This window comes from Collinsella sp. 1033st1_E11_1033SCRN_220408 (genome assembly GCF_039062465.1).
Classification (GTDB): Bacteria; Actinomycetota; Coriobacteriia; order Coriobacteriales; family Atopobiaceae; genus Parolsenella.
In genome coordinates, this window is sequence record NZ_JBCLNF010000008.1 from 1 (window position 1) to 26,863 (window position 26,863).

A 26,863-nucleotide genomic window follows, 5' to 3' on the forward strand; every position below is an offset into this window, starting at 1 on the left:
CGCAGCGCAGGGATGAAATATACGCGCCCCCGGGGCCGCCCGCAAGGGGGCGGGGGCGTCTCCACGGGACGCACACAACTCGGGAGGATTGGGTTTTAGAAGCGGAGCGTCACGAATCCGGTTTGCCGCCTTGTTTTCCCTGATAGCGATGCGATAGCGAGCCGTTTCTCACCTTATTGGCATGAGGCTCAGCAACTCTCTCTCCTCTCGCCACTACATAGCGCGGATAGAGAAGCGGGACATCGGTACATCCGATGCCCCGCTTCTCGCAGATTCTTTCGCCACCCTACTTACTACGGGAGCTTTACTCCTTGCCTAACTCAAGCGGCTCAAGCGCTAGCGCCGCCCCAGCGTCTAAGAGAGCGTCACGATCGGCTTTGGTAGGCGCCTCTGCGCACACAAGCGCGGTGGGCGAAGAAGCGCTCGGCCGAACGAGCACCCATGCGTCGCCTTCGAGCTCCACTCGAAGACTTCCCGCGGAGTGCGAAACGGAAACGGCCTTCATCCCCGCCATTTCCGCTGGATTCAGTCCGGGGAGGTAGTTTCTCAGCATCTGGATGGCTCCTGCGCCCATGCGAACCTCGCGGCGTCCGTAGTACATTCGCCCGAGCTCCTCATCGAGAGCATCAGAAATCACGGAGAGCGGCCTGCCATCGCGGGCAATGCAATCTGCCAGAACGGCAGCCGCAGCAAGAGCGTCGCGCTCGAGTCCAAGTGCGGGTATCCCGACCCCGCCCAGGGCATCACCCGCACACACGACGTTGCCGGCGAGCATCTCCTCGCGCATCCACATATAGCCGGCCGGGGTGACCGTCAATTGAAGACCGAGACGCGCCGCCTGCCTTCGCACGACAGATGAGACGAAAATCGGGACTACCATGCGCCCCGTAATCCCGCGCTCTCGCACGAGGTAGCCCATTATGAGAGCAAGCATTTTATGGGGAGTGACATATCGTCCGCGCTCGTCAATGAGCGCGATGCGCTCACCCGCACCATCAATCGCAACGCCCCACGCGGCGCCCCGATCGCCAACCACCTGTTCGCACTCGTCAATCCACGGTTCCGCTGCGTCCGGATGAAGGCCACCGAAGTCCTCCTCGTCATCCGCATGAATCTCGATGACACGCGCACCGAGCGAGCCCAGAAGACGGGCGGCATGTCCGCACATAGAACCGTACATCGGGTCACACACGACGAGAGGGGCCTGCACGGCAATGGCATCACCGTCGATAAAGCCCGAAGTACGCTCAAGATAGCGCGTCATAAGGTCAACAGGCTCGGCTTCGCCTCGCGCAGAGGGTAGCTCTGGCACGACATGGCTCTCGAGAACATCCGTGTCGCCGGACGTGGCGGGCGACCCGTCTGCCATGCAGACGCGAATCCCAAAGTAGTCCGCAGGCTTATTCCCCGCCGTAAGCATGATTCCGCCAATGGCCTTGGAGTCCAGCCTTACAGCCTCGGCGAGCACACACGAGGGACAGCAGGCGTCTGAGACATAGCACGTAATACCGTGTCCGGCGACAACCTCAGCCATTTCGGGCGCAAGCGAACGAGACAAAGACCGTGAATCAAAGCCAACGTAGACGCGAGCATCGGGATTCAGCTCATGGGCGAGTTCGCCAACAGCGTCCGCGATGCGCAGCGCGTCCTCGTATGGATCTCCGTCACCAACGCGCGCTTCCCACGCATCGCCAGTGAAGTTAATGACGTTCATAGCCGTATATCCTCCAAGATGACGGCAGGACAGTAAGCGACCCCACGGGCGCAAAGCCGCGCGGGGTCGCATCGATACGCGTGCGGCACAAAGGCCTGGACAGCTAGCGGATGAGATCCGCCGCTGCGCCAAGGGCCTCGAGGAACTCCGCACGAGTCGAGGGATCCTCAAGCGCGGCACGAGCGGCAACACCAGCCCAGGCAGCCGGGGTCCCCGTGTCACGGCCTTCGTCGACATCGACCACGATGGCGTACATCTCCTCCTCGTCGAGAAGGCGGAGCATGGCGTCAGTGAGCTGAACCTCGCCACCGGCACCGGGGCCCTGCGTCGCAAGAAGCTCCATTACGCGGGGAGAAAGCAGGTAGCGACCCACGATGAAGAGATGGCTGGGAGCGTCCTCGGGAGCAGGCTTCTCGACCATATTACCCACCAGCCAGACGGCACCCGGGGCCTCGGGGTCACCGCCGGAAACGCACTTCCCCCCGATAATGCCGTAACGCGAGACCTCGTCAGCCGGAACGACGCCCACCGCGATGACCGAGGCGCCGTCATGGGCATCAGAGACCTCCTTCATGCGACGACACATCTCGTGATCGGGCACGAAATAGTCGCCAAGAAGAATCAGGAAAGGATCGTCGTCCATGGCGGGCGCAGCCTGCAACACCGCGTGACCGAGACCCAGTGGCTCATCCTGATAGACGAAAGATACGGGCAGCGAAGCGGCGCGCTCGACACCCGCCGCAAGGTCTTCCTTGTCGCGCGAGCGCAGGAGCTCTTCTAGCTCTTCATTCTTGGCAAAGTGCTCTTCAATGGCAGGTTTATCGTGAGAGTTGACGATGACAACGCCGTCAACCCCTTCAACCGCAAGGGCCTCCTCAACGACATGTTGAATCACGGGCAGGCCCTGAACGGGCAGGAGCTCCTTGGGAACCGCCTTGGTGGCAGGAAGAAAGCGAGTGCCAAAACCAGCGGCAGGGATGATTGCCTTCACGATGCTCCATTCTCCGACGCGCAACCCACACGCGTGGGACCGACACCACGCGCGCAACGGTCCATGATCTGGTGTGTGGGATGGTACCGCCGCCGTGCTGCGGTTGGGCGGTCTTCATACAAAGAGCGGGGTGCGTTCGGCAGACGTGAACGCATCCCGCTCATACGGTTCTAATTTGGGCGTCCGCACACGCCGGCCTCACACAGCCGCCAGACAGCAGCCTATTCGCTATCGATGGCAACGCCCTGACGCTCTAGATAATCCATGAGACGCCGAGTCGTGTCCTCGGACAGGGCGTGCTCCATGAGGCACGCCTCTTCGTCCGCAACGTCCTCCTCCACGCCCAGCTCGTGATTTAGGAAGCTCCTAAGCATGCGGTGACGACGCCAAACGCGCGCGGCATACTCGCGGCCTTCTTCCGTCAGCTCGACACGGCCATAGCGAGTCTGCTCGACGAAACCGCCTTCCTTTAGAGCGGAGAGCGCCTTGTTCACGCTCGCCTTCGAGACGTCAAGTCGCTCCGAAACGTCTACCGAGCGAACGGCATTGTCGCCAGGATGCTCGAGTAGAACGCAATAGATTGCCTCGAGATAGTCCTCACCGGCGTTCGAAAGCTCATGCCCCTCATTCTTAGCCCTCATGCCAATACCTCCAGCTTTTGAAACGCCCCCTGTAAGCCACGGAAGAACGCACGGCTTACTATGCATACAGATTATTTTACCGAGGATCCACCAGCGACAACGATGCCGCATATGACGGCAAGAACCACCCCAAGCGCAACCGCCACCACGATGATCGCGCGCCTCCTGGACGTGCGGCGAACCATGCGCTCGTGGTAAGAGGACCCCGAAGTCGTGCGATCGAAGTCGTAGAAGCCAGTCTTGCCCGGATCCCATTCAGAGTGCGCGGGCATGCGTTAGTCCTCGATCTCGACGTCAGGAACCGTATCGCGCCACACCTTCGCGCCGAGCGCGCCAAGCTTGTCTACGAAGTGCTCATAGCCGCGCTCGATGTGATGGATGGCAGAAACCGTGGTCTCCCCCTCCGCCACAAGGCCGGCGAGCACAAGCGCCGCTCCGCCGCGCAAATCGGGGGACTCAACCTGGGCTCCGGAAAGGCCCTCGACACCACGAACGATGGCATGATGGCCCTCTACGCGGATATCAGCTCCCATGCGGGCAATCTCGCCGGCAAACATGAAGCGATTCTCGAAGATATTCTCGGTGATAACGCACTGACCATCCGAAAGAGCGAGCATGGCCATGGTCTGAGCCTGCATATCCGTTGGGAAGCCAGGGAACGGCAGCGTCTGGATGTCCACGGCCTTAAGGCGTGAATCCGCGGAGGCGACGACGCCATCCTCCTCGCGCTCGATGCGCATGCCCATGGCTTCGTACTTCTTGAGAACAAGACCGAGGTGCTCGGGCTTGAAGCCGGTAACGTGAATGGGGCCGCCGGTCATACCTGCAGCGGCAATGAAGGTACCGGCCTCGATACGATCGCCCACGACGGCATGCGTGACGGGATGGAGCGCAGCGACGCCCTCGATCTGAATGACGGGGGTACCCGCGCCGGTGATCTTCGCGCCCATCTCGTTAAGCATGTTGGCAAGATCGACAATCTCAGGCTCACGAGCAGCGTTATCGATAATCGTGGTGCCGCTCGCGTGGACGGAGGCCATGATCAGGTTCTCCGTTGCGCCAACACTCGCGAATTCAAGGGTGACGTTGGCGCCAACGATGCCATGGGGCGCACTGGCATGCATGTTGCCGTGGGTCGTCTCGAAGTGCACGCCAAGCGCCTCAAGGCCAAGGATATGCATATCGATCTTGCGAGCACCGAGGTTGCATCCGCCGGGCATGGCGATAACGGCCTTGCCAAAACGAGCCAGGAGCGGACCCATAACGGCCGTCGAGGCACGCATCTTGACGACGAGCTCGTAAGGCGCCTCCCACTTGTCCACGTTCGTGGTATCGATGACGAGCGTGTGCTCATCCAGAACGTCTATCTTGGCGCCAAGACGCTTGAGGACCTTACCCATGACATGGACATCGGAGATGTTGGGGACATTCGTGAGCGTGTTCACGCCCGGAGCCATGATGGTCGCCGCCATGAGCTTGAGCGCCGAGTTCTTAGCGCCCTCGACCCTGACCTCACCGGTAATGGGATGCCCACCCTCAACCTTGATGACGTCCATGTTCCTCCTCCGTTGGCCTTCCATGACAAGATGGGCGCCCGCACGCGGACGCCCATCGGGTTACATCCATTGCCTAATTGTAATCGAGTCAAGCCTCAAGGATGCCAATTGGCTAATGCTTAAGCTTGCCAGCCTTCTCTGCCTGGGCGAGAAGCTGATTGCACCAAGCAATCTTATTCTCGTAGTAGGCGCGCTGGTGGTCGTCCTCAGGGAGGGCGTCCCTCGACTCTTCGGCAGCCTTACGAGTGGCCAGAACGACATTCGGCTCGATGTCATCCTCGCGACGAGCGTGATCGGCGATAACGACGACGGTGTTCTTGTGCACCTCGGCATAACCACCAGAAACCACGACACGACGCACGCCGCCGCCATCCTCCGGCAGAAGGTTCATGCGAACCACGCCGTTGCCCAGAGCGCAAATCTCTGAAGCGTGGCCGGGGAGGATGCCGAGCTCGCCCGTGTACGTTGCGAGCACAACCGAGGCAACCTTACCCTCGAAGATCTGCTTGTCAGGCCTCACAAACTTGCAGGTTAGGTAGCCCATCAGATCCGCCCCTACTCAGCCGCGTTCTCGGCAGCAGCCATCTTGGCGGCGCGATCGCGCACGTCATCGATGGTGCTGGCGTAACGGAAGGCCTGCTCGGGGATGTCGTCGCACTCGCCGTCAACGATAGCGGCGAAGGAGCGAACGGTGTCCTCGATGTGGCAGTACACGCCCGGGTTGCCCGTGAACTTCTCGGCGACGTGGAAGGACTGCGAGAGGAACTGCTGGATCTTACGCGCACGGTCAACGACCAGGCGCTGCTCCTCAGAGAGCTCGTCCATACCAAGAATCGCGATGATGTCCTGAAGGTCGGTGTACTCCTGCAGGGTCTCCTGAACGGCGGTGGCCACGCGATAGTGCTCGTCGCCGACGACACTGGGATCGAGGGCGTCAGACGAGCTCGCCAGCGGGTCGACTGCCGGGTAGATGCCGAGCGAGGCGATGTTACGCGACAGAACCGTCGTGGCGTCAAGGTGCGTGAACGTCGTGGCAGGAGCCGGGTCGGTAAGGTCGTCGGCGGGGACGTAGACGGCCTGGACCGAGGTGATCGAGCCTTCCTTGGTCGACGTGATTCGCTCCTGCAGGTCGCCCATCTCCGTGGCCAGCGTGGGCTGGTAACCAACGGCGGACGGCATACGGCCGAGAAGTGCGGAGACCTCAGAGCCTGCCTGGGAGAAGCGGAAGATGTTGTCGATGAACAGAAGGACGTCCTGGCCCTGGTCGCGGAAGTACTCAGCCGTGGTGAGGCCAGCGAGGCCGACACGCAGACGTGCTCCAGGCGGCTCGTTCATCTGACCGTAGACAAGGCAGGTCTTGCTGATAACGCCAGACTCGCTCATCTCAAGGTACAGGTCAGTGCCCTCACGGGTGCGCTCGCCAACGCCGGTGAACACCGAGGTGCCACCGTGCTCCTGGGCGAGGTTGTTGATGAGCTCCTGAATCAGAACCGTCTTGCCGACGCCTGCGCCGCCGAACAGACCGGTCTTACCACCACGGACATAGGGCTCGAGAAGGTCGATGGCCTTGATGCCGGTCTCGAAGATCTCGGTCTGGGTGGTGATGTCCTCGAACTGCGGAGCGGGACGGTGAATCGGGTAAAGCTGCATGTTTTCCGGCATGGGCATGCCATCAACAGGCTTACCAGCGACGTTCCAGACGCGGCCAAGGGTCTGAGGGCCGACGGGCATCATCATCGGGGCACCCGTGTCATGGACACGGAGACCGCGCTGAAGGCCATCGGTGGAGGCCATGGCGACGCAGCGAACGACGTTACCCGGGAGCAGGCTCTCGACCTCAAGCGTGAGGTTGATGGCGCCGATCGGGGTCTCGCCCTTGACGGTAAGGGCGTTGTAGATCGCGGGGACGGCATCGTCGAACTTAACGTCGACGATGGAGCCCACGATGCTGATTATGGTGCCGTCTCCGACACTACGGTGCTTGATATCGAGGGCCGCCTCCTCGAGCACCGACCTCTTCTCAGTGGTTTCTGACATTACTTGTCCTCCAATGCGGCCGCGCCGCCGATGATCTCGTTGAGCTCAGTGGTGATGGAGCCCTGCCTCACACGGTTGTACGTACGGCTGAGGTCATTGACGACCTCTTCCGCATTCTCCGTCGCGGAGTGCATCGCGCGACGGCGCGCGCCGTGCTCTGCCGCAGCCGAATCAAGCATTGCATGAAAGATCACGGTGCGGACATAGGCCGGGATAAGGTAGCCGAGAACCTCGGATGCGGACGGGTCAAAGTCGAACTCGGTGCGATAGTCGTGCTCGACCGTCGTCAGAGCCTCGCGGTTGCGCGGCTCATTGGGCAACTTGAACACATCCGGGTCGATCGGGAGCAGCTGCTCGCTAACAAGCACCTGCTCGAAGCGGTTCTTCGCGTGCCAGTAGTTCAGCTCCACGCGATCGATGGTGCCCTTTGCATAGGCATCCATGACGTACGTGGCAATCTGATCTGCCTGGTCCATCGTGGGCTCGGAGGAGGTACCGACGAAACTAATCACCGGATCCACTCCGCGATGCGCGAAGAAGTCGGTCGGCTTACGGCCACTCGTGATCAGCTGGCTCGTGACACCCTTCGCCTTGAGTCGGTCCATCTTACGAAGAACCTCGCGCTCGGGCTGGATATTGAAGCCGCCGGCAAGTCCACGATCGGACGCGATGACAATGAAGAGAACGTTCTTCTCCGTACCATGCCTCTCGAGCAGCGGCTGCTCACCCTTGACGCCAGCGCCCACGACAGCGGCCAGCATACGACTGATCGCGTCCTTGTACGGCTCAGCCTCCTCGGCGCGATCGAGTGCCTTGCGGATCTTCGCCGTGGAAACCATCTCCATCGTGCGCGTGATCTGCATGGTCGCCTTGACCGAGGAGATGCGCCTCTGAATTTCACGAAGATTCGACATGAGCTGGTGCCCTACGCCTTCTTCTGGTTGGTGTCAGCGGACTGCGCCTCGAGCTCCCTAGCCGCGAGCATCTCCTTGGTGGGGTGCTGGAGCAGGAACTTCTTCTTGAAGCTGGCGATGTGCTCCTTGAGGCGCTCGGACGTATTGTCCGAAATCTTGCTCGTGCGAACCTCGTTGCGGACCGCCTGGTGGCGCTCCTGCATATAGGTAGCGAGACCATCACGGAAGGGGCAGATCTGGTCGACGTCGAGATCGTCCAGGAAGCCCTCCTTGCCCGCGAACAGAACGATGATCTGGTCAGCGACGTCGAGAGCGGAGTAACGCTTCTGCTTGAGGAGCTCGGTCATGCGAGCGCCGTGCGAAAGCTGATAGCGCGTCGAGGCGTCGAGGTCAGAGCCGAACTGGGCGAACGCCTGCTTCTCAGCGTAGCTGGCAAGGTCCAGACGGAGGGTACCGGCGACCTGCTTCATGGCCTTGATCTGCGCGGCGCCGCCAACTCGGGACACGGAAATGCCCACGTCAACAGCCGGGCGCTGGCCCTGGAAGAACAGGTTGGACTGCAGGTAAATCTGACCGTCGGTGATCGAAATCACGTTCGTCGGGATGTAGGCGGAAACGTCGCCCTCCTGCGTCTCAATAATCGGGAGAGCCGTGAGCGAACCGGCGCCGTTTGCGTCAGAAAGCTTACAAGCGCGCTCGAGAAGACGAGAGTGCAGGTAGAAGATGTCACCCGGGTAAGCCTCGCGTCCGGGCGGACGGTGCAGCGTAAGCGACATCTGACGATAGGCGACGGCCTGCTTGGAGAGGTCATCGTAGATGACGAGGGCGTGTCCGCCGGGGTGCTCGGCGTCAGCGGGGTTACCATTGGCGTCGTTGTACATGAAGTACTCACCGATAGCGGCACCGGCCATAGGCGCGATGTACTGCATCGGGGCGGAATCCGCAGCGGTAGCAGCAACGATGATCGTCTTGTTGAGAACGCCGTGAGCCTCGAGCGTGCCCTTAATGGCGGCAACGGTGGACGCCTTCTGACCAATGGCGACATAGACGCAGATCATGCCAGTGTCAGCCTGGTTGATGATGGCGTCGATCGCGATGGCGGTCTTACCCGTCTTACGGTCGCCGATGATGAGCTCTCGCTGGCCACGTCCGATAGGAACCATGGCGTCGACAGCGAGGAGGCCGGTCTGAACCGGCTCGCACACCGGCTGACGCTCCATGATGCCAGGAGCCTTGAACTCGATCGGACGACGGTGCGTCGTGCTGATGGGACCCTTGCCGTCAATGGGCTGGCCAAGCGGGTTAACGACTCGGCCGAGCATTGCGTGACCAACGGGGATATCCATGACGCGACCCGTAGTGCGGACCTCGTCGCCCTCCTTGATGGCGTCAACCTCACCAAAGAGAACGGCGCCGACCTCTTCCTTGTCGAGGTTCTGAGCAAGACCGTAGACGGACTTGCCGGAGACGGAGCTCGTGAACTGGAGAAGCTCGCCAGCCATCGCGGACTTGAGACCCGCGACGTGAGCGATACCGTCGCCCACCTCGGTAACGACAGACGCCTCCTGCTCGTCAACCGCGGCGTTGATCTGCGCAAGGTTTTCGCGCAACGTGCGCAGAATCACCTCGGAGCTGATCTGGTCTGCCATTAATCATCACTTCCAATAGAGGTCGAGGTAAGCGTCTTGCGAATGTTGGCGAGCTGGGCCTTGACAGAAGCATCAAAGCGCTTGCCGTGAGCCTCAAGAATGATGCCGCCAATGATGGACGGATCAACGCGCTCGACCAGGTAAATCGGAGCATCGAGCTCCTTCTCGGCCTTCGCACGAACCTTGGCGCGAAGATCATCGTCCAGGGGGACGGCGGTCGTCACCGTGACGGAGACGGTCTCATCCTCGGACTCGAGAAGCTCGTTATAGGCACGCTCAACGTCGCTGACAAGATCGAGGTCGTCCTCGTTGCGCATCGCAGAGAGGGTCTCGAGGACCTCGAAGGAGAACTTCATCGCGTGCTTCCACTGGACGAGGTCCTTGTTGGCCCTTCCCTCCTGACGTGCGGCTTCGATGAGGGCGCGAGCGTACTTCTCAGACTTCTCGGACCTCGCGTTATCGTTAGGCGTCGCTGTCATGTCCGCCGCCCACTTCCACGAGATACTTCTCGGCCAGCTTGCGCTGATCGCTGTCGCTGAGGCTGTTGCCGATGATCTTTCCGGCAATCTCAACCGAGAGATCAATGACGGAATCAGAGAGCTCAGCCATGGCCTTGCGGCGCTCAGAGCTAACGGCGTCGCGAGCCTTGGCAACCGTAGCCGCGGCCTCTTCCTGAGCCTTGGCGAGAATGCGGGCACGCTCAGCCTCGGCCTGAGCCTTGGCCTCGGCGATGATCTCATCAGCCTCGTTCTGGGCGTTAGCGATCTGAGCCTGATACTCCTGGTGCTCCTTGACAGCACTGGCCTTCTCGGCTGCGGCGGCATCAAGGTCGCCCTGGATCTTCTGCTGACGCTGATCCATCATGCCCAGGACGGACGGCCAAACGAACTTAGCCGCGACGACCCAGATAATGAGAAAAGCGATAAGGGCAGGAATGAACTCCGCCATCTTGGGAAGCAGAATCTCCGGACCACTCGGCGCCTCCGCGAAAGCGGGCGTCGGGATAAGAACGGCGAGAGCGGTGATTACGCCGACGAGCCCGCGCCTCTTGGTGTTGCTGTTCATACTCTTGCCTCCACTTAGCGTACTCGGCGTCGGCTGATTAGGAAATCAGCGTAACGACGAAGCCGATAAGGGCGAGGGCCTCGATGAACGCGGAACCCAGAATGAAGATCGTGAAGAGACGACCCTCAGCTTCAGGCTGGCGAGCAATAGCACGGGTAGCTCCGAAGGCCGTAAGGCCGATGCCAAAAGCGGCGCCAATAACACAGAGACCGTAACCGATGGTTCCCACGATTCCTCCTTTGTTTGTCGCCCGCTCCTTTGCGGACGATCTCGTGAGCTAATTCATACGAAGCAGGTTTTTACCTGCCAGGTACCAGATTTACCGATGAATCGGCTTTGATTGGGTGCCGGTCATGCCGGCGTTGGTTGGGATTTGCCGGCACAGCCGGCGGCGCCATTAGCACATGGCAGGCAAGCTATTAGTGCTCCTGCTCGACCTGCTGAATGTAAACGGCGGAGAGAAGGGTGAAGACGTAGGCCTGGATGACACCGACCAGAATCTCCACGACATAGATGCCAATAAGGAGCAGAACCCAGAAGATCGACGCGCCGGCATTGCCAAGGGCAACGACCGAGAAGCCGTTCAGAAGCGGCTCAACGAACAGAGACGCGAGAATGGCGAACACGCCCATGACGATGTGGCCCGCAAACATGTTGCAGAACAGACGAATGGCAAGCGTGATTGGGCGCAGGAAGTTCGAGAAGCACTCGATGCAGGCAACAAGAAGGTTGATCGGGCACGGAACGCCCTTGGGCGAGAGGCTCTTGATGTAGCCAAGGACACCCATACGCTTGCAGCCAAGGACCACGAAGTAAACGAACGAGCAAACCGCGATAGCAGCCGTTACGCCGATGGTGCCCGTGCCGGGGTGGCAGCCAGGAATCATGCCGACGATCGAGTTGGCAAGAATGAAGAAGAACATGGTGCAGAGGAACGGGAAGTGCTTCTTCCACGTTTCACCGCAAATGCCCTTCACGACATCATCGCGAATGTACTGAACAACGAACTCGACGCCATTCACGAAGGTGCCCTGCGGCACGAGGCTCTCAGCCTGCTTCTTCTTGAAGACAAAGAGGACGACAAGCAGCAGTGCAAGGGCGACGATCAGCCAGAAGGTGTAGGTCGTCAGGCCCACTGTCATGTTGCCGAAAACGGAATGCGACATAAATCCATCGAGGAGCTCGTCAATCTCCTCAGGAAGCGCATCAAGTGGAGACATGCATCATCCTTTCGCTAGCCCCGGAGGAATCGCAGCCAAAGACCACGATTCCGCCCGGAGGTTTGCTCCGCACAGGTTTTAGTGATTATGCCCCCTAGTGGCTTTATAACACGACTTGTCACGACATTTCTCCTCAATGTTGCAGATTGCCGCTTGCCGAAAGAATGGGCCGTCCGGCCTTTTTCTTTTTGTCGAATCGGCATGGTAGCACTTCCAGATTAGAGTGGCGCAACTTTTTTGCACCTCTTTTATCAGGGGATATCCGATAATTTGTAAAGTACATCTACGCTAATATCGGACCAATTTGAGCAAATGTTCTCGCCTACATGATCATTTGAATTCTGCTATAGGAACGGCCCCCTCGAGCCAGATGCTCGAGGGGGCCGTATTTGACAAAAAACGTTTTACCCGCGTCTCTGAGGGACCTAGGGGGAACTAACCGCACTCTAGGACTCATGGGGAATTACCCACGTCCGGGAACCTAAGGCAAGAAACGCCTCGTCTTAAGCACGCACACCGTCGAAATGACGAGCAACTCCGCGACGGCGATAGACGAGCAGCCCACCAGGGAATCGGGCCAGAGACGGCTCGCCGCGCCTATGCCGAGCGTGAGAATCGCAAAAGACGCCATCACGCCAATCAGGCATTGGGCAGCGATGTTTCCATTCGACGGCCCCGTTCCCCGCCTGGCCATACGCACCAGCGGAATGACAAGAGGCAGCACGCCGAGAAGCCCCATGACGACACCGGCTGTGAAGGCACTCGTCGTCATGGCTACAGCGTGCCAAAGATGCGGTCGCCCGCATCGCCGAGACCCGGCAGAATATACGCGTGGTCATTCAGCTCGCGGTCAAGCGCGCACGTATAGAGACGGACGCTAGAATCCGCCTCGAGCACCGCACGAACGCCCTCCGGAGCCGCCACGAGCACGAGCAGGCGGACGTCTGAGACGCCCGAACGTCTCAGGTAGTCGATCGCGGCGATGGCGGAGCCACCGGTCGCGAGCATCGGGTCCACAACGAGACAGGTGCGCTTATCGACGTCCTCGGGAAGCTTGCAGTAGTACTCGTGCGGCTCATGGGTCTCTGGGTCGCGGTACATGCCGATGTGACCCACGCGAGCGGCGGGAACAAGGTCGAGGATGCCATCAACCATGCCAAGGCCGGCACGGAGGATGGGCACGATGGCGACCTTCTTGCCGGCGATCTTGTGGCATGTGCAAGTCTCGAGCGGCGTAGCGACCTCCACCGGCTCGAGCGGGAAGTCGCGCGTGGCCTCATAGCCCTCGAACATCGCCAGTTCGCGAACGAGATCACGGAACTGCTTGGTGCCCGTGGACTCATCACGCAGGATCGCGACCTTGTGCTGGACCATCGGGTGGTCAACAACGGTCACGCGGGCGCGCTGCTCTGGCGTGAGCCCGATCGCGTCGAGCTGTGCCATTAGCGCTCGTCCTCGGCCATGATCTTGGCGACGCGGCCCTCGTGGCGGCCACCACCGAACTCGGTGGTCAGGAAGGTCTCGACGAACTGGCAGTTGTCCATCGGGGCGGTGAAGCGGCCGGAGAGGCACAGAACGTTGCAGTCATTGTGCTCGCGGCAGAGCTCGGCGAACTTGTTGGTCTGGACGACGGTGGCGCGCACGCCGGGAACCTTGTCGGCGGTCATGGCCATGCCGATGCCGGTGCCGCAGATGAGGATGCCGCGGTCAGCGGTGCCCTCGGAGACGCGACGAGCGACCTTGTCGGCGAAGTCAGGGTAGTCGACGCGGTCGGCGGTCTCGGGGCCAAGGTCCTCGACCTCGTGACCAAGGCCGCGGACGAAGTCGCAGATGACGTCCTTCTGGCAGAAACCGGCGTGATCGGATGCAACGACAATGCGCATGTGAATCTCCTTTTATCCTTGGCGCGCCCTGTCGGGAGCGCCCCTCGCGCGATGCGCGCTCATACTCGCAGAAGCGTACCACGCTGCGGGGAATTGGGAGCAGGCGGCACGGATTACGCAAGACGCGGATTAGCAGGGCGCGAGAAGGCGGGCGCGACGACGAGCGGCACGGACACCCGGCAAGCCAGGACTCTCCGCGCGGCGTGGCGCAGACCGGCCCTCGCGCGCGCCAGCCACAACGACTACGCCAGGGTGCGACGCACGGCCTCGTGCCAACCGGCGAGGAGCTCCTCGCGGCGCTCCTCCGCCATCTCGGGAGAGAAGCGCGTCTCATCCTCGAAAAGACCCGCGAGCTCGTCCCTGTCGGCCCAGAAGCCCGACGCAAGGCCCGCGAGGAACGCGGCGCCGAGGGCGGTGCTCTCAGACGTCTGGCCACGCACCACGTCAATGCCGAGAAGATTTGCCTGGAACTGCATGATGAAGGGGTTGTTTGCCGCTCCCCCGTCGACCTCGAGCGAGGTCAGGGCATGACCGGAATCCGCCTCCATGGCCTTGAGGATGTCGTAGGTCTGATAGGCCATGGACTCGCACGCCGCGCGCACGAGGCGCGCCTTGTCCGTGCCGCGCGTGATGCCCGCTATGACGCCGCGAGCGTCGGACCTCCACCAGGGCGCGCCAAGGCCCGTGAATGCCGGGACTACGTAGCAGCCATCCGTGTCCGGCACGGAAGACGCAAGGCTCGCCGTCTCCTCCGCGCTATCGATGAGGCCCAGGCCGTCGCGCAGCCATTGGATGACGGAGCCAGCTTGAAACACCGAGCCCTCAAGCGCGTAATCGATGGCCCCTCCCTCGGCGATGCCGACCGTCGTGACAAGGCCGTTCTTGGAGGTCACGGCATCGCCACCGAGATTCATGAGCATGAAGCAGCCCGTGCCGTACGTGTTCTTGACGCTGCCAGGCTTAAAACAGCAGTGGCCGAAGAGCGACGCCTGCTGGTCTCCCGCGACACCGAGGATGCGCGGATGATGCGTCATGATATCAGCGCTGACCTCGCCGAAGTCGCCAGACGAGGGGCGCGCCTCCGGCAGCATGGAGCGCGGCACGCCGAAGATCTCGCAGAGCTCGTCATCCCAGTCGAGCTTGTGGATGTCGAAGAGCATCGTGCGGCTTGCGTTCGTGAAGTCCGTCGCGTGGACCTTGCCACGGGTGAGGTTGTAGACGAGCCACGTGTCGACCGTGCCGCACATAAGCTGACCGGCCTCCGCCATCTCGCGGGCGCCGTCGACGTTATCGAGGATCCAGGCGATCTTCGTCGCGGAGAAGTACGCGTCTGGCACGAGACCGGTGCGCTCACGGATGAGCTCGCCGTGGCCCTCCGCGACGACCCTCTCAACGAGCGGTGCGGTGCGGCGGCACTGCCACACGACGGCGTCATAGATGGGCTGGCCGGTCTGGCGATCCCACACGATAACGGTCTCGCGCTGGTTTGTGATGCCGATGGCGTTGATGCGATTCGAGTGGATTCCACTCTTGAACTGCACCTCGATCATACAGGCGACCTGCGCGGAGAGAATCTCAACCGGATCCTGCTCCACCCAGCCAGGATGCGGGTACTTCATGGTGAGCGACCGCTGCGCCACAGCTATGCGGTGGCCAAACTCGTCAAAGAGGATTGCGCGAACGCTCGTCGTGCCGGCGTCGAGCGCCATGATGCAGCCATCGGAAGCCGGCGTTCCGCCCAGCCCCGCAGGGCTCACGGCCGAGCTCATAACGCTGTCCATGATGGTTGCCATGTCCGTCTCCTAACCGCCTCTGGCCGCTTATTGTCACCTTCCACAGCGTATGGGAGTGTTCCCGCGCGCGCCCGGACGCGTCGGCGGGAGGGCCGTAGACCCGCACGGAAGGCCCTCACTTTTTGGTGAGCGGTAATTCCGGCAAGCTCGATGGGAGCGACGGGCGGCGCTACGCCTGGGCGAGGGCCTCGATGACATCCGCCGGGATGGCACCCTGGCGCACGATGCGGGGTTCGGCGGAGGTCACGTCGACGATGGTCGACGCCTCGCCCGCGGGCGTGGGACCGGCCGCAAGCGTGAGGTCCGCCGCCTCAGCGATACGTCTCTCGATATCATCCGAAGCCGCCGGCGCCGGCATACCATGCGTGTTAGCGCTCGTAACGGCAAGCGGACCCACCTCGCGGGCAAGCGCACGAACGAGGGGCGAGTCGGGCACGCGCAAGGCCACCGTGCCATCCTCACGGCAAAACTCGGGCGGCACCGCTCCACTCGCGCGGACCACGAGCGTAAGGGCACCGGGCCAGAGACGCTCCGCCAGATGACGCGCCCACGACGGAACATCCACCGCGAGGCGATCAAGCTCCTCTGGGTCTGCCACGAGCAGCGGGAGCGTCTGCGCAAGATCGCGGCGCTTGATGTCGAAGATGCGGCGATGGCCGGGGTTGCCGGGTATCGCGGCGGCACCGATGCCATAAACAGAGTCCGTCGGCATGACGACGACCCCGCCGGCGCGAAGTACGGAGGCGGCATCCTCAATTACCTCGGGCGAAGGATCGCTCTGGTCGCATGGCTCGATGCGGCCCTCCGGAAGGTGTTCGGGCTCAGCCATGGGAAGCTCCCCCACGCGAAGAGCGACGAGGAAACGGGGGCGGCCCGTAAGGTCATGGCGAACCTCGACACTCTTCCAGCCGCCCTGGGCACGCGCGAGATCCGCCGCCGCATCGAGGCACTCCTCGTGAAGCTCGACGGCAAACATGCCGCCCGGCATGAGGGCGCGAGGCGCGAGGTCAAGCAAGCGGCGGTAAATGTCGAGGCCATCCACGCCGCCGGCAAGCGCGAGCTCGGGCTCGAAATCCGCAACCTCAGAAGGAAGTTGGCGCATCACCTCGTCCGGAATGTAGGGAGGATTCGAGACGAGGACGGCGAACGTGCCCATGAGCCCCTCGGACACGCCGGTGGCAAGGTCGCACTCCACGATGTCAACCGTATCCGTAAGGCCAAGGGCGTCGCGGTTCTTGCGTGCAAGGCCGGCGGCGACGGGCGAAATATCCGTCGCGGTGACGCGAGTGCCCGGGCGTTCGCTTGCGATGGCACAGCTCACGCACCCCGTTCCGCAACCAACCTCGAGCACGCGGAGCTCGGGTGCCGCAGCCGCGGCGTCAATGCCCTCGAGGGCGGCGTCGACCAGAAGCTCGGTCTCCGGGCGGGGGATGAGGACACCGGGCGCGCAGGCGACCTCGATGAAGCGGAAGCTTGTCTTGCCAGAGATGTACTGGAGCGGCTCTCCCTTGGCGCGGCGGGCGACGAACCCATGCATGAGGTTGAGCTCGGCGGGATCGAGCGGCTCGTCATAGGACATGTAGAGACCCGTGCGGTCCTTGCCCGTCGCGGCACTAAGCAACCACTCCGCGGAGAGGCGAGCGTGGTCATCCCCCTTGGACGCGAGGTAATCACGGGTCCACTCGAGGCAGCGCTTGATGGTCCAGACGTTCTCTTGGGGCATGGGTCCTCCCGATTCGTGACGCTCGGCCGGCATGTTGCCGCACCGCGCGGAGCTTGTCGCATCAATACTAACCGCAAGGAGGGCGCGGCCTCGAAATCTGACAAGCAACGCACTCCATTTGCCAATGAGCTGAAAGCGGACGCGCCCCGTCTCGAGCGCTAGACTGCACATAGCTAGACCACGATGCGAGGAGAGCCCATGTTTTGCACCCACTGCGGAGCCACGCTGCCCGAAGGTTCCCGTTTCTGCACCAGCTGTGGACAGCCCGTTGTCGCCCCGGTTCCCCGGCAGGAAGCAGGTCCCTCGCAGACCGTCGTCGCGCCTGCGAACACGCAGCCCGCGCCGATGAGCGCACAACCTACGACCCATCTCGACCAGGGCCTCACCACGCCGGTCAGCCCAGAGCCCATCACGGAGCCCCTCTTCCCCGAGTGCGGCGCCGAGGAGCCCGCGCAGATGGCGTCGCAGCCCACGGTGGCCTACCCGCACTTCAACCAGGGCGGCACGCAGCAGGCATACGGGGCCGGTGTACAGCAGACGTATCAGGCTCCGGCGCAGCCCGCCTACCAAAGCGTTCCTCAGCAACCCGCATATGACTACGGTCAGAGCTCCGTCGGCCAGACGCCGCAGAAGGGGATGAGCCACGGAACGCTTGCCGCCATCATCGCCGCCATCGTCCTCGTCGCCGCGGCGGCAGTGGTCTTCATCGTCCTTGACCCGCTGGGCGTCATCGCACCCAAGCACGAGGCCCCGGCGACAAGCGTCGCCGCAGAGAGCCAGCCCGCGCAAAGCCAGCCCGCCAAGACAGCCCCGGCAACCCAGCCAGCCGCCACCGACGCCGCGACCACGCAATCCGTAACGCCCGCGAGCGGCGACTATATCCTCCCGGACGTCCAGACGCGCGTCTACTCGACGGCAGAGCTCGAGCAGCTCAGCACGGACGAGCTCTGGTATGCGCGCAACGAAATCTTCGCGCGCCACGGCCGCGGCTTCCGCAACCCGGAGCTCCAGAGCTACTTCAACAGCAAGCCTTGGTACACGAGAAACCCCATTGATCCCGACACGTTCGACTCAACCGTGACCCTGAGCGCGACCGAGCAGCAGAACGCTGATGCCATCAAGGCCATCGAGCAGGCCCGCGGCTCCAGCAACCTGTAAGCCAACCATGAGTCCACGTCACATGAGAGAGGGCGCGCCGGGCGGCACGCCCACCGTCAACAGGCGCACGGCAATCATCGCAGTCGCGGGAGTGGCAGTCGCAGGTATCGGCGGGCTCGCGGCGCTCAGGGTCAGTCGCCCCCGCGAGGTCGAACCCCTGGCATCTCCGCACTCTCCCGCCACGACGGAGAGCGAAGCGCTCGAGAAGTCCCAGGCCAAAAGCCCGGAGGCAACGGCAGAGGAGCTCCTCGCCCTCCTCGACATCAACCAGGTCATGCATGAGGAGCTTGACCACGGCCCCAAGCCCGTCGAGTACCAGAAGTACATCGTGCTCCACGACACCGAGGGCGACGGGGCGCCCGAGGACATCATCAGCTACTGGGCAGGCAACGGCAATCTCGTCGCCGCCCAGTATGTGGTGGGCAAGGACGGCCACATCGCCCAGTGCGTGGGGATCGACCGCATCGCGCATCACGCCGGCTTTGGCGACGCCGGCCACAACGAGCTTTATGGCGTGGAGGACGAGAGTCGCGACGATAAGCGCGGAACCACCTCGATTGGATCTGCCTGCCCGGACTACGGCATGAACTCGTACTCCGTGGGCATCGAGATGGTACACGTGGGCGGCGAGGGCGACTACCCCGCCGAGCAGCTCGACGCACTCGACAGCCTTATCGCCTACATCGACGCCTATTTCGCAGAGGAGGGCCAGAGCGAGCCTAGTGCCATCATCGACCATAAGGCCTGGCGCACGGGCAACTCTGACACCTCACCGGAGTTCGCGACGTATCTCGCCAACTACCAGGACCACCGCACGCACGCGTAGGGCGCCGAGCGCCGTGGCGAGGCCACGCACGGGCGGGGGAACGCGGACGCGACGCCACGCGACTTGCACGATACGCACGCGGCGCAGTCGCTGCGAGCAGGCGCAAGAAGGCGCAAGCAAAAAGGCCGGCAAGAGCACTCCCCCTGCCGGCCTTCTCGTTTAATTCGTAGGCTCGATGGCCCCGCCCCCTACACCTGCTGGGCGAGCTTCTCCGCGCGATCCGCGGCGGCGAGCGCCTCGATCACGGAGGAGAGACCGTCGCCAAGCAGCACCGCGTTGTAGGTGCTGTTGAAGCCGATACGGTGATCGGTCACGCGATCCTGCGGCTGGTTGTAGGTGCGGATCTTCTCGGAACGGTTGCCGTGGCCAATCTGGCTCTGACGTTCGGCGCCGAGCTCGGCCTGCTGCTTCTCGAGCTCCTGCTCGTACAGGCGGGCGCGCAGCATCTGCATGCAGACCTCGCGGTTCTGGATCTGAGAGCGCTGGTCCTGCGACTGCACCACGGTGTTGGTGGGAAGGTGCGTGATGCGCACGGCGGAGTAGGTGGTGTTGACGCACTGACCACCAGGGCCGGAGGCGCAATAGGTGTCGATGCGGAGCTCGGTGGGGTCGATCTGGATGTCGATCTCATCGGCCTCGGGGAGAACCGCGACAGTGGCCGTCGAGGTCTGGATGCGACCCTGGCTCTCGGTCTTCGGGATGCGCTGGACGCGGTGGACGCCACTCTCGTACTTCATGACGGAGTAGACCTTGTCGCCCGTGACCTTGAACTCGATGGTCTTGAAGCCGCCGGAATCGGACGGGCTGCTGGAGAGAATCTCGGTCTTCCAGCCCTTGCTGGCAATGAAGCGCTCGTACATCTTGAAGAGGTCGCCGGCGAAGATGCCCGCCTCGTCACCGCCCACGCCGGCGCGAATCTCGACGATGGTATCCTTCTCGTCGTTCGGGTCTCCGGGGATGAGCATGAACTTGATGTCTTCCTCGAGCTGGGGAAGCTTCTCCTCGTTGGCGGAGATATCCTCCTGGAGCATCTCCTTCTCGTCCGCGTCGGAGGTGTCGCGCAGCATCTCCTTGGCAGCCTCGATGTCATCGAGGGCGCCGAGATACTCGCGGGCGGCGGCCACGAGGTCAGCCTGGCTGGCGTGCTCCTTGGCGAGGCGCGCGTACTCCTTCTGATCGGAGACGACCGACGGGTCGGAGAGCTTCTTCTCGAGCTCCTGATAAGCCAGAATCAGCTTCTCAAGCTTGTCACGCATGTGAACTCCTTGGGTGGTTGGCGGCCGGGGCGAGGCCCACGCGGTCGCAAAATCGACAGGGGTGAGGGGCCGCGGCGGCTTCGCCGTCGGCATCATGGCAAGGTAGCTAGAGTTTGTCGCGCCTCAGATACATGGATCCCCTTTCGAATAAGCCCACGTATCATACCCCGAGACGGGCGCGGCGTGCACCGCTGAACCCCAGGTTGTGAAGGCGCGGCGCAGACGCGGTCGCGCGGCAACGCCGGTGGCGCGGCGCAGACGCGGGCGCGCGGTGACACGGGCGGCTCAGCGCGGCACGGCAGTTGTGAAGGCGTGGCGCAGACGCGAGGCATCCCCCGCAAGGACGTCCGCGATTCTGGGCATCATGGGTGCATGGCAGACAAGAACGAAGGGCGGCGCATGGGCAACATCCTCGACTACCTCTCCTGGCGAGGAGACCTCACCTTTGATATCGATCCGTTCAACGAGGTCGACAGCCTTATTCTGTGCCAGCTCTCGTATCTTGACCTCTCTGACGTCGTGGACGAGGAGGGGCATGGAATCACCGTTCGCCAGGCCGCCAAGCGCTTCGCTGCCCTCCACGTGGAGGATGACGGCGCCCCCGGCGGCCTCGTCTCTCCCCTCACGCCCCTCGTCCTCGAGGCCATGGCGGCAAGCGAGCGCTTCGCCAACGCGCGTCTCTTCCACTATGCGGAGCACCTGGATGACGCGGTTGGCGAGCAGTTCGCCGCCATTAGCGTGAAGCTGGGAGACGGCAGCACGTACGTCGCCTTCCGCGGCACGGATGACACGTTCGCCGGATGGCGCGAGGACTTCGCCATGACCTACACCGTGGTAGGTGCCCAGACGCGCGCGCTCGAATACCTCGAGGCGACACGCAAGTCGACTCGCGGCACCCTCCGCGTGGGCGGCCACTCCAAGGGCGCGAACCTGGCCGTTTATGCCGTGGCGATGTCTGGCTGGCGCACGCAGCGTCGCGTCGCGGATGTCTGGGTGCACGACGGCCCTGGCTTTGACGAGAGCACCGTGAACGGGGCCAAGCTCGAAGCGATCGCGCCCAAGGTGCACCGCTATGTGCCCGAGTTCTGCGTCGTGGGCCAGATCATGAGCCAGCCGTACCCATACGAGGTCGTCGCCTCGGCGACCTCGGGCGTCATGCAGCACAGCGGCATGAACTGGCAGGTCAAGGGCAATCGCTTCGAACGCCGCGACGCAATCGACGCGCGGGCGCTTCGCTTTGGCGAGATCTTCTCGAACGCCATCAAGGATCACGACATGGACTTCCGCCGCAGGTTCACGAACTGCTTCTTCGACGCGCTCGAGGCGGGCGGCAAGACGATGGGCGAGCTCTCCGAGGACGCGCCGGCGTCGTACCTGCGCGTGGCGCGCGCCTACTCCGCGATCGACACAGACGTGCGCGACGCCGTGACGGAGGTCGTCGGCCTGCTTGTGGGCGAGGCCATCTCGAAGGGCATCGCCGACGCCGGCACCAGCGCGGCCGGCGTCATCGCGAACCTCTTCAGCTCGAAGCACTAGGCCAGCGGCTTCGCTGACACGACGCGAAACCAAGCAGGTGGCGACGCGCGCAGGCGAGTGGCAGGGCCCGCGACTTAGCGCCACACGGAGGGGTGCGGATCGCATTCGTCAAATTCAGCACCAGCTTTTTCGACTCGAGCTGAGACTCCCTAGTTCCACGCATCCATGCAGAAGGCAGCGTAAAGCGGCAGGCTTCTGAGTTCGGCGCCGTTCTCAAGCTCCATACGACCAAACTCGTTCTCAGAAAGACGTACTCCGAACGGCGCGTGGCTCTCCCTCATAAAGCGTGAGAAGGTCTTAGCGCTCACGTTGCGGGCAGACTTGACCTCGACGGGAATGACCTCAGCCCTCTTCGTTTGATAAACAAAGTCGATTTCCCCCCGTTGGCCATTATCCTCGGGCATCCAATAGAAGGTCTTGAGACCAGCCGCCTTAAGGGCCTGCATCACGTAGTTCTCCGCCAACGCACCCCTGAAGTCTGAGGAGAGCGACGCCTGAAGCTCGGGATTGAGAAAGAGGCTGGGAGAAATCCCGAATTTGTTAAACATGACGCCCGTATCCGCCACGTAAACCTTGAAGAAACTGCCCTCTTCATCGTTATAAGGCGCAAGCGGCGCTCGCGCGTCGCGCGTAAGATCATTGATGGACACGACGCCCGCCGCCGCAAGCCACTCGAGGGGCTCAAGAAGACGCGCGCGCCTGCCGCCGCGCACAACTTCCGAGTACTTAAACTTCTTGGTAGACGCGCGAAGTAGCTGCTTGGGCAAGCTATCCCAGATCCTTTTGGCAGAAATGCCACTGATGCCGTTGTCCACATCGGTCATATCAGCCGTATAGGTAGATTCGATCTCCGCAATCTCCTCCGCTGCGGCGTCAAGAGAGCCCGTGTCGCGGTACTGCCGCACGGGAAGCGGCATGCCGCCAACCATGAGGTAGCGACGGTAAAGATCGAGTGCTCGTTCATGCAGGACATAGGGCTCAAATGAGGCCGAGTGTTCACGAATCGCACGGGCCATGGCATCCTCGTTTAACGCCCAGAGAAATTCCTCGAAGTCCATAGGAAGAAGCGTTGCCTGACGAACCCCGGAGGGAAAGGGAAGCTTACGCTGGCGCGTCGTCACGCCAAGGAGGCTGCCGCTCGCAACAACCCGCCAGCGCGAGCCCGCGAAGAATCGAAGCGAGTTAAGGGCCCGCTCATCAAGCTGTACCTCGTCGAAGAAGAGCAGAGCTCGCGAAGGATCAAGGCCGTCGACCCCCTTGTACTCCGCAAGACGCCGAACAATGGCATCAACATCGTCCGTGGGACCATCGAAAATACGCTCGACCGCCGCAAGGTCTGTCTGGAAATCGAGGCGAACAAACTGGTCGCCCGCAAGCTCAGCACCTGCTCGGTCGAGAAGATAGGTCTTTCCGGTACGCCTCGCGCCCGTCACAAGAAGAGGATGCTCCACGTCCTCATGGAACCAGTTCTCAATCGTCTGAAATAACTTGCGTCTGAGCGGGAGCGATGCCATGCCTGCCATTGTCCTGTTCCATCTTTCTCGCGAACACCATGTACACGATTTTATGCGATTTCGCGTACAGCCTGTACACGATTTTCTGTAATTTCGTGTACAGCTTGTACACGATTTTGCAGATTTTCGTGTACACAGCCAAGCGAGGGATGGCTACGCCGCTAGGATTGCCAGGCCGCGGAGCTGGCGACAGCATGCGAAGGCGAACGGCATGCCGCGCAAAGCCGGCGGCGCGCGAAAGTGGACGGCAAGGCCCGCAGTGAGCAGCAGGGGCGCGACACGGCGACGCGCGCAGGCGAGTGGCAGGACCTGCGGCTCGGCGCTGCGTCTAGCCCGCGCGGCGCACGCCGGCGTCTATGCCGGCAGCCTCCTCACGCGAGCGCACGCACTCGAGCGCGGCAATCGCGCACTCGAGCATGCCGTCGTCGGGCTCGCGCGTGGTGAGCCGCTGCATCTGGAGGCCCGGCCACAGCACGGCGCGGACGATTGGCAGCTCAGGGTGAGCCCCGGCCCACTTCACCGTGACCTCGTACGAAAGGCCGGCGACAAGGGGGATCAACACGATGCGACTCGCCGCAACGAGCACTGTGCGCGCCATGCCCGCGATGCCCAGCTCCTCCGCCCAAAGTGCCATGGGCACGAGCGTGTTCACGAAGATTGCCACGAGCATCGTCATGATGAGAAACGCCGTGCCGCACCTGACGTGCAGGCGCGAGAAGCGCCTGGCGTTCTCCGGCGTGAGCGGCAGGCCGTGCTCGAAGCAATGAATGCAGAGGTGCTCCGCGCCGTGATAGCCGAAGACGCGGCGCATGTCCGGCATGAGGCCAATGGCCCAGATGTAGGCCACGAAGATCGCGATGCGAAGGCACGCCTCGATGAGGTTCCAGCGAATGGCGTTGTCAGGGGTGTAGTCCCCTACCAGCAGGTTCGCCACGAAGACCGGCACCACCATGAAGAGCGCCACGCCGAGAAGGACGCCCAGCACAGCGGAGCCGCCCATCAGGAGAGGCGATATGGCATCTGGAGTGGAAGACTCAGCGATGGAGGCGTCGGGCCCGGCGGCGGGGTCTGCCGACTCGCTGCCGGCAGCGGAGGCGGAATCGAGGACGGGCTCGCCGTCGGCGGCACCCGAGGCAGCGGCAGGATCGGCCGCGTCGGGGACGCGCCCGGCGGCAAGAAGCGACGCGAAGGTCTCGCCCTCCGCGTCATAGGCGTGGTCCGCAGCGAGGTTCATCGCCTTGAACGAGAGCGCCATCGACTCGACGAACGAAACACAGCCGCGCACGAGGGGCCAACGACGCCAGGCGGGGCGCGCCGCCGGATCCGGCAGCTCATGCTCCTCGACGTAGATGTGCCCGCTCGGCTCGCGAACGGCGACGGCCCACGAGAGCTTGCCTCGCATCATCACGCCCTCGGTCAACGCCGAACCGCCGATGTGCGTGCGAAACAGCTCGCCCTCCTCAGCGATTATCTCGTCTTTTGCCACGGTTCTCCCCTCGCGCCCATCTCGGCGTGGTTGGCAACGTTAGTTAGGGGTACGCTACTACAGTCTGCAAGCATACGCACCGGAGGACCCATGGCCAACAAGCCCGAGCCCCTATTCATCGAGGGCCACTATCACTTCACGCTCTCCTCGTACGACCCCGTCCAGGTCACCATCACCGTCCCCCACGTCAGCGAGCGCGAGGTTGAGGCCGAGCTCAGCGGTGCACTGCGCTCTCGCGGCCACGCGGGCGAGGACGCGCCGTCGGACGAGTGGGTCGCCGAGCACTTCGAGGGCATCGAGTCCCTCTCCGCCCTGCGCGATGCGATCCGCAGCGAGCAGGAGCGCATGAACCAGGCGTACTCGGAGTTCTCCAAGGCCTCGCTCTGCGCCACCGAGCTCGCCAAGCGCCTCGAGCAGAGCGTCCCCGCCCAGCTCGTCCAGACGGCATCGGACAGTCTCATCCAGGGCTACCAGCAGTACACCCAGCAGCAGGGCCTGCCCCTCGAGGCCGTCCTCTCCGGCATGGGCATGAGCCCGGAGGACTTCCAGGCCATGCTCGCCAACCAGGCGATTGAACTCGCCACCCAGGAGGCCGCGCTTGACGCCTTCGCAGACGAGTATGCCATCGTCGCCGACGAGTCCGAGCTGCCCGGCGTGCTCGAGGTTTCGCCTACCATGGCGAAGCAGATCATCGAGGACGCACGCGCCCACAACGCGCTCGATGACCTCTTGCGCGTCGCCGTCCGCACGAAGGTGAGGAATATCCTCGCGGCGGAGGCCGAGGTCACCTACGAGCACGAGACCGCGGAGGACGCCGAGAAGCGCGTCGAACAGATGCTCGCCGAGCGCGCGAACTGGACCTTCCCCGAGGACGACGGATGCTGCTGCGGTTGTTGCGGCGGCGAGCACGGCCACGGCGAAGGCGAGTGCTACGGAGGCCACGACCACAGCGAGGGCGACTGCTGCTGCGGCCACGACCATGGCGAGGGTGGCTGCTGCTGTGGAGGCCACGGCGACGATTGCTGCGACCACGGCGAGGGCGACAATCGCCCGCACCTGAAGCTGGTCTAGAGCCCGGCTGACGTGGAGGCGGCGGCGCTTCCGGGCAAACTTGCATAGAGAATCGAACGAGGCGGGGCGCTTGACATGGGCGCCCCGCCTTTTTTTGCGCTTGCCACCACGTCCCGCGAGAGCGCGGATGTAGGGCGCGCACGCGAACGAGGACGCAAGCGTCCGCGCACACAAAAAGCCCCGCACGGCTCAATGCCATGCGGGGCTAATTCGTGCTATGAGAGCGAAATGCTACTCGGCGGCAGCCTCGGTCTCGGTGGCCTCAGCGGCGACCTCGGCGGGAGCCTCGGCCTCAGCCTTGGCGGCCTCGGCAGCGGCCTTCTTGGCGTACTCAGCAGCACGCTTGGCCTTCTCGGCGGCCTTGGCCTCAGCGGCGGCCTTGCGAGCAGCCTCGGCCTCGGCGGCCTTGGCCTCACGGGCGGCCTTAGCGGCAGCGGCCTTCTCGAGCTGGGCGGCAGCGGCGCCACCGAACTTGTCGGCGAAGCGCTGGACGCGTCCACCGGTGTCAACGAGCTTCTGCTGGCCGGTGTAGAACGGGTGGCACTTGTCGCAGAGGTCGACGGTCAGGGAAGAGACGGTGGAGCGGGTGGTCCAAGTGTTGCCGCAGCTGCAGCGGACGGTGCACTCGACGTAATCCGGGTGGATACCCTTCTTCATTGCAGGACTCCTTCTTGCTTCGCGCCTGGTTACCAACCAGGCAATGGAACTCCCCGGGGATGGTCCGGAGATGCCTTGGTTTCCGACCAAGGCTTCAAGCCTTTGAATGGTAGCATGGGCCTTGTTTCATGTCACGAATTTGTTGGAGTTTGAGCGTCCAAACACGCCAAGCT

The 26,863-nt window shown here is 62.9% G+C and carries 26 protein-coding genes; 4 read left to right on the forward strand and 22 right to left on the reverse strand.

Annotated elements, in window-relative coordinates; translation table 11 throughout:
* Positions 1 to 304: 304 nt before the first annotated feature.
* The 18 genes from ABCN07_RS06485 to prmC form a co-directional block, all read right to left on the reverse strand.
* Entirely contained in the window at positions 305 to 1,714 is a 1,410-nt protein-coding gene (locus ABCN07_RS06485; protein WP_343005911.1) for a phosphoglucomutase/phosphomannomutase family protein, read from the reverse strand.
* 103 nt (positions 1,715 to 1,817) lie between these two features.
* Positions 1,818 to 2,705 carry a sugar phosphate nucleotidyltransferase gene (locus tag ABCN07_RS06490; RefSeq protein ID WP_343005912.1) on the reverse strand — a complete coding sequence of 296 codons (888 nt, stop codon included), beginning with the start codon at positions 2,703 to 2,705 and terminating at the stop codon, positions 1,818 to 1,820.
* Between the two features lie 221 nt (positions 2,706 to 2,926).
* The gene (locus tag ABCN07_RS06495) at positions 2,927 to 3,346 is read right to left on the reverse strand and encodes a metal-dependent transcriptional regulator (RefSeq protein WP_293815995.1); all 420 of its coding nucleotides are present in this window, start codon (positions 3,344 to 3,346) and stop codon (positions 2,927 to 2,929) included.
* 71 nt (positions 3,347 to 3,417) lie between these two features.
* On the reverse strand, positions 3,418 to 3,618 hold the full coding sequence (locus ABCN07_RS06500; RefSeq protein WP_343005913.1) for a hypothetical protein: 201 nt from the start codon (positions 3,616 to 3,618) through the stop codon (positions 3,418 to 3,420).
* Positions 3,619 to 3,621: 3 nt separating this feature from the next.
* Positions 3,622 to 4,902, reverse strand: coding sequence for a UDP-N-acetylglucosamine 1-carboxyvinyltransferase (gene murA / locus ABCN07_RS06505; RefSeq protein ID WP_343005914.1), 1,281 nt, complete (start codon positions 4,900 to 4,902; stop codon positions 3,622 to 3,624).
* Positions 4,903 to 5,014: 112 nt separating this feature from the next.
* The gene (gene atpC / locus ABCN07_RS06510) at positions 5,015 to 5,446 is read right to left on the reverse strand and encodes an ATP synthase F1 subunit epsilon (protein WP_293815988.1); all 432 of its coding nucleotides are present in this window, start codon (positions 5,444 to 5,446) and stop codon (positions 5,015 to 5,017) included.
* Positions 5,447 to 5,457: 11 nt separating this feature from the next.
* Positions 5,458 to 6,939 (reverse strand): F0F1 ATP synthase subunit beta, encoded by a 1,482-nt coding sequence (atpD, locus tag ABCN07_RS06515; protein ID WP_343005915.1) that lies wholly within the window; start codon positions 6,937 to 6,939, stop codon positions 5,458 to 5,460.
* On the reverse strand, positions 6,939 to 7,853 hold the full coding sequence (gene atpG / locus ABCN07_RS06520) for an ATP synthase F1 subunit gamma (protein WP_343005916.1): 915 nt from the start codon (positions 7,851 to 7,853) through the stop codon (positions 6,939 to 6,941). Before atpG ends, atpD begins: the two co-directional genes overlap by 1 nt.
* An 11-nt stretch (positions 7,854 to 7,864) precedes the next feature.
* The gene (gene atpA, locus ABCN07_RS06525; protein ID WP_343005917.1) at positions 7,865 to 9,502 is read right to left on the reverse strand and encodes a F0F1 ATP synthase subunit alpha; all 1,638 of its coding nucleotides are present in this window, start codon (positions 9,500 to 9,502) and stop codon (positions 7,865 to 7,867) included.
* Positions 9,502 to 9,981, reverse strand: coding sequence for a F0F1 ATP synthase subunit delta (locus tag ABCN07_RS06530; RefSeq protein ID WP_343005918.1), 480 nt, complete (start codon positions 9,979 to 9,981; stop codon positions 9,502 to 9,504). Before ABCN07_RS06530 ends, atpA begins: the two co-directional genes overlap by 1 nt.
* Positions 9,965 to 10,567 carry a F0F1 ATP synthase subunit B gene (gene atpF / locus ABCN07_RS06535; protein ID WP_343005919.1) on the reverse strand — a complete coding sequence of 201 codons (603 nt, stop codon included), beginning with the start codon at positions 10,565 to 10,567 and terminating at the stop codon, positions 9,965 to 9,967. The genes ABCN07_RS06530 and atpF overlap by 17 nt, the downstream gene beginning before the upstream one ends.
* Before the next feature lie 37 nt (positions 10,568 to 10,604).
* Positions 10,605 to 10,796, reverse strand: a complete 192-nt coding sequence (locus ABCN07_RS06540; RefSeq protein WP_320680197.1) for an ATP synthase F0 subunit C — start codon at positions 10,794 to 10,796, stop codon at positions 10,605 to 10,607.
* A gap of 190 nt (positions 10,797 to 10,986) precedes the next feature.
* On the reverse strand, positions 10,987 to 11,787 hold the full coding sequence (atpB, locus tag ABCN07_RS06545; protein ID WP_343005920.1) for a F0F1 ATP synthase subunit A: 801 nt from the start codon (positions 11,785 to 11,787) through the stop codon (positions 10,987 to 10,989).
* A 481-nt stretch (positions 11,788 to 12,268) separates the two neighbouring features.
* Positions 12,269 to 12,559: a hypothetical protein gene (locus tag ABCN07_RS06550; protein ID WP_343005921.1), complete on the reverse strand. Its 291-nt coding sequence runs from the start codon at positions 12,557 to 12,559 to the stop codon at positions 12,269 to 12,271.
* 2 nt (positions 12,560 to 12,561) lie between these two features.
* Entirely contained in the window at positions 12,562 to 13,230 is a 669-nt protein-coding gene (upp, locus tag ABCN07_RS06555) for a uracil phosphoribosyltransferase (protein WP_343005922.1), read from the reverse strand.
* Positions 13,230 to 13,670: a ribose 5-phosphate isomerase B gene (gene rpiB, locus ABCN07_RS06560; protein ID WP_293815692.1), complete on the reverse strand. Its 441-nt coding sequence runs from the start codon at positions 13,668 to 13,670 to the stop codon at positions 13,230 to 13,232. The genes upp and rpiB overlap by 1 nt, the downstream gene beginning before the upstream one ends.
* Before the next feature lie 242 nt (positions 13,671 to 13,912).
* The gene (glpK, locus tag ABCN07_RS06565) at positions 13,913 to 15,439 is read right to left on the reverse strand and encodes a glycerol kinase GlpK (protein WP_343005954.1); all 1,527 of its coding nucleotides are present in this window, start codon (positions 15,437 to 15,439) and stop codon (positions 13,913 to 13,915) included.
* Positions 15,440 to 15,632: 193 nt separating this feature from the next.
* Positions 15,633 to 17,186 carry a peptide chain release factor N(5)-glutamine methyltransferase gene (gene prmC / locus ABCN07_RS06570; protein WP_343005923.1) on the reverse strand — a complete coding sequence of 518 codons (1,554 nt, stop codon included), beginning with the start codon at positions 17,184 to 17,186 and terminating at the stop codon, positions 15,633 to 15,635.
* Between the two features lie 198 nt (positions 17,187 to 17,384).
* On the opposite strand from prmC, the gene ABCN07_RS06575 reads away from it, so the two are divergent.
* Complete coding sequence (locus tag ABCN07_RS06575; RefSeq protein WP_343005924.1) at positions 17,385 to 18,344, forward strand: YARHG domain-containing protein; 960 nt, start codon at positions 17,385 to 17,387, stop codon at positions 18,342 to 18,344.
* Positions 18,345 to 18,366: 22 nt separating this feature from the next.
* Positions 18,367 to 19,170, forward strand: a complete 804-nt coding sequence (locus ABCN07_RS06580; protein WP_343005925.1) for a peptidoglycan recognition family protein — start codon at positions 18,367 to 18,369, stop codon at positions 19,168 to 19,170.
* Between the two features lie 188 nt (positions 19,171 to 19,358).
* Here the strand turns inward: ABCN07_RS06580 and prfA are convergent, their stop codons facing one another.
* Positions 19,359 to 20,426, reverse strand: coding sequence for a peptide chain release factor 1 (gene prfA / locus ABCN07_RS06585; protein WP_293815699.1), 1,068 nt, complete (start codon positions 20,424 to 20,426; stop codon positions 19,359 to 19,361).
* 372 nt (positions 20,427 to 20,798) lie between these two features.
* Here prfA and ABCN07_RS06590 point away from each other — a divergent pair, with 372 nt between their 5' ends.
* On the forward strand, positions 20,799 to 21,962 hold the full coding sequence (locus tag ABCN07_RS06590) for an Mbeg1-like protein (protein ID WP_343005926.1): 1,164 nt from the start codon (positions 20,799 to 20,801) through the stop codon (positions 21,960 to 21,962).
* Between the two features lie 149 nt (positions 21,963 to 22,111).
* Here ABCN07_RS06590 and ABCN07_RS06595 read toward each other — a convergent pair whose 3' ends face one another.
* Complete coding sequence (locus tag ABCN07_RS06595) at positions 22,112 to 23,485, reverse strand: DUF4143 domain-containing protein (protein WP_343005927.1); 1,374 nt, start codon at positions 23,483 to 23,485, stop codon at positions 22,112 to 22,114.
* A 319-nt stretch (positions 23,486 to 23,804) separates the two neighbouring features.
* Positions 23,805 to 24,962 carry a DUF1385 domain-containing protein gene (locus tag ABCN07_RS06600; protein WP_343005928.1) on the reverse strand — a complete coding sequence of 386 codons (1,158 nt, stop codon included), beginning with the start codon at positions 24,960 to 24,962 and terminating at the stop codon, positions 23,805 to 23,807.
* A gap of 90 nt (positions 24,963 to 25,052) precedes the next feature.
* On the opposite strand from ABCN07_RS06600, the gene ABCN07_RS06605 reads away from it, so the two are divergent.
* Positions 25,053 to 26,033 carry a hypothetical protein gene (locus ABCN07_RS06605; protein ID WP_343005929.1) on the forward strand — a complete coding sequence of 327 codons (981 nt, stop codon included), beginning with the start codon at positions 25,053 to 25,055 and terminating at the stop codon, positions 26,031 to 26,033.
* A 231-nt stretch (positions 26,034 to 26,264) separates the two neighbouring features.
* On the opposite strand, the gene rpmE is transcribed toward ABCN07_RS06605, so the two are convergent.
* The gene (gene rpmE, locus ABCN07_RS06610; RefSeq protein WP_293815707.1) at positions 26,265 to 26,690 is read right to left on the reverse strand and encodes a 50S ribosomal protein L31; all 426 of its coding nucleotides are present in this window, start codon (positions 26,688 to 26,690) and stop codon (positions 26,265 to 26,267) included.
* Positions 26,691 to 26,863: the final 173 nt, after the last annotated feature.

Coding starts and splice junctions, on each gene's coding strand:
- ABCN07_RS06485 (WP_343005911.1), bottom strand. CDS start 1,714: ATGAACGTCATTAACTTCACTGGCGATGCGTGGGAAGCGCGCGTTGGT.
- ABCN07_RS06495 (WP_293815995.1), bottom strand. CDS start 3,346: ATGAGGGCTAAGAATGAGGGGCATGAGCTTTCGAACGCCGGTGAGGAC.
- ABCN07_RS06500 (WP_343005913.1), bottom strand. CDS start 3,618: ATGCCCGCGCACTCTGAATGGGATCCGGGCAAGACTGGCTTCTACGAC.
- murA (WP_343005914.1), bottom strand. CDS start 4,902: ATGGACGTCATCAAGGTTGAGGGTGGGCATCCCATTACCGGTGAGGTC.
- atpC (WP_293815988.1), bottom strand. CDS start 5,446: ATGGGCTACCTAACCTGCAAGTTTGTGAGGCCTGACAAGCAGATCTTC.
- atpD (WP_343005915.1), bottom strand. CDS start 6,939: ATGTCAGAAACCACTGAGAAGAGGTCGGTGCTCGAGGAGGCGGCCCTC.
- atpG (WP_343005916.1), bottom strand. CDS start 7,853: ATGTCGAATCTTCGTGAAATTCAGAGGCGCATCTCCTCGGTCAAGGCG.
- atpA (WP_343005917.1), bottom strand. CDS start 9,502: ATGGCAGACCAGATCAGCTCCGAGGTGATTCTGCGCACGTTGCGCGAA.
- ABCN07_RS06530 (WP_343005918.1), bottom strand. CDS start 9,981: ATGACAGCGACGCCTAACGATAACGCGAGGTCCGAGAAGTCTGAGAAG.
- atpF (WP_343005919.1), bottom strand. CDS start 10,567: ATGAACAGCAACACCAAGAGGCGCGGGCTCGTCGGCGTAATCACCGCT.
- atpB (WP_343005920.1), bottom strand. CDS start 11,787: ATGTCTCCACTTGATGCGCTTCCTGAGGAGATTGACGAGCTCCTCGAT.
- ABCN07_RS06550 (WP_343005921.1), bottom strand. CDS start 12,559: ATGACGACGAGTGCCTTCACAGCCGGTGTCGTCATGGGGCTTCTCGGC.
- upp (WP_343005922.1), bottom strand. CDS start 13,230: ATGGCACAGCTCGACGCGATCGGGCTCACGCCAGAGCAGCGCGCCCGC.
- rpiB (WP_293815692.1), bottom strand. CDS start 13,670: ATGCGCATTGTCGTTGCATCCGATCACGCCGGTTTCTGCCAGAAGGAC.
- glpK (WP_343005954.1), bottom strand. CDS start 15,439: ATGAGCTCGGCCGTGAGCCCTGCGGGGCTGGGCGGAACGCCGGCTTCC.
- prmC (WP_343005923.1), bottom strand. CDS start 17,186: ATGCCCCAAGAGAACGTCTGGACCATCAAGCGCTGCCTCGAGTGGACC.
- ABCN07_RS06575 (WP_343005924.1), top strand. CDS start 17,385: ATGTTTTGCACCCACTGCGGAGCCACGCTGCCCGAAGGTTCCCGTTTC.
- ABCN07_RS06580 (WP_343005925.1), top strand. CDS start 18,367: ATGAGAGAGGGCGCGCCGGGCGGCACGCCCACCGTCAACAGGCGCACG.
- prfA (WP_293815699.1), bottom strand. CDS start 20,426: ATGCGTGACAAGCTTGAGAAGCTGATTCTGGCTTATCAGGAGCTCGAG.
- ABCN07_RS06590 (WP_343005926.1), top strand. CDS start 20,799: ATGGCAGACAAGAACGAAGGGCGGCGCATGGGCAACATCCTCGACTAC.
- ABCN07_RS06595 (WP_343005927.1), bottom strand. CDS start 23,485: ATGGCAGGCATGGCATCGCTCCCGCTCAGACGCAAGTTATTTCAGACG.
- ABCN07_RS06605 (WP_343005929.1), top strand. CDS start 25,053: ATGGCCAACAAGCCCGAGCCCCTATTCATCGAGGGCCACTATCACTTC.
- rpmE (WP_293815707.1), bottom strand. CDS start 26,690: ATGAAGAAGGGTATCCACCCGGATTACGTCGAGTGCACCGTCCGCTGC.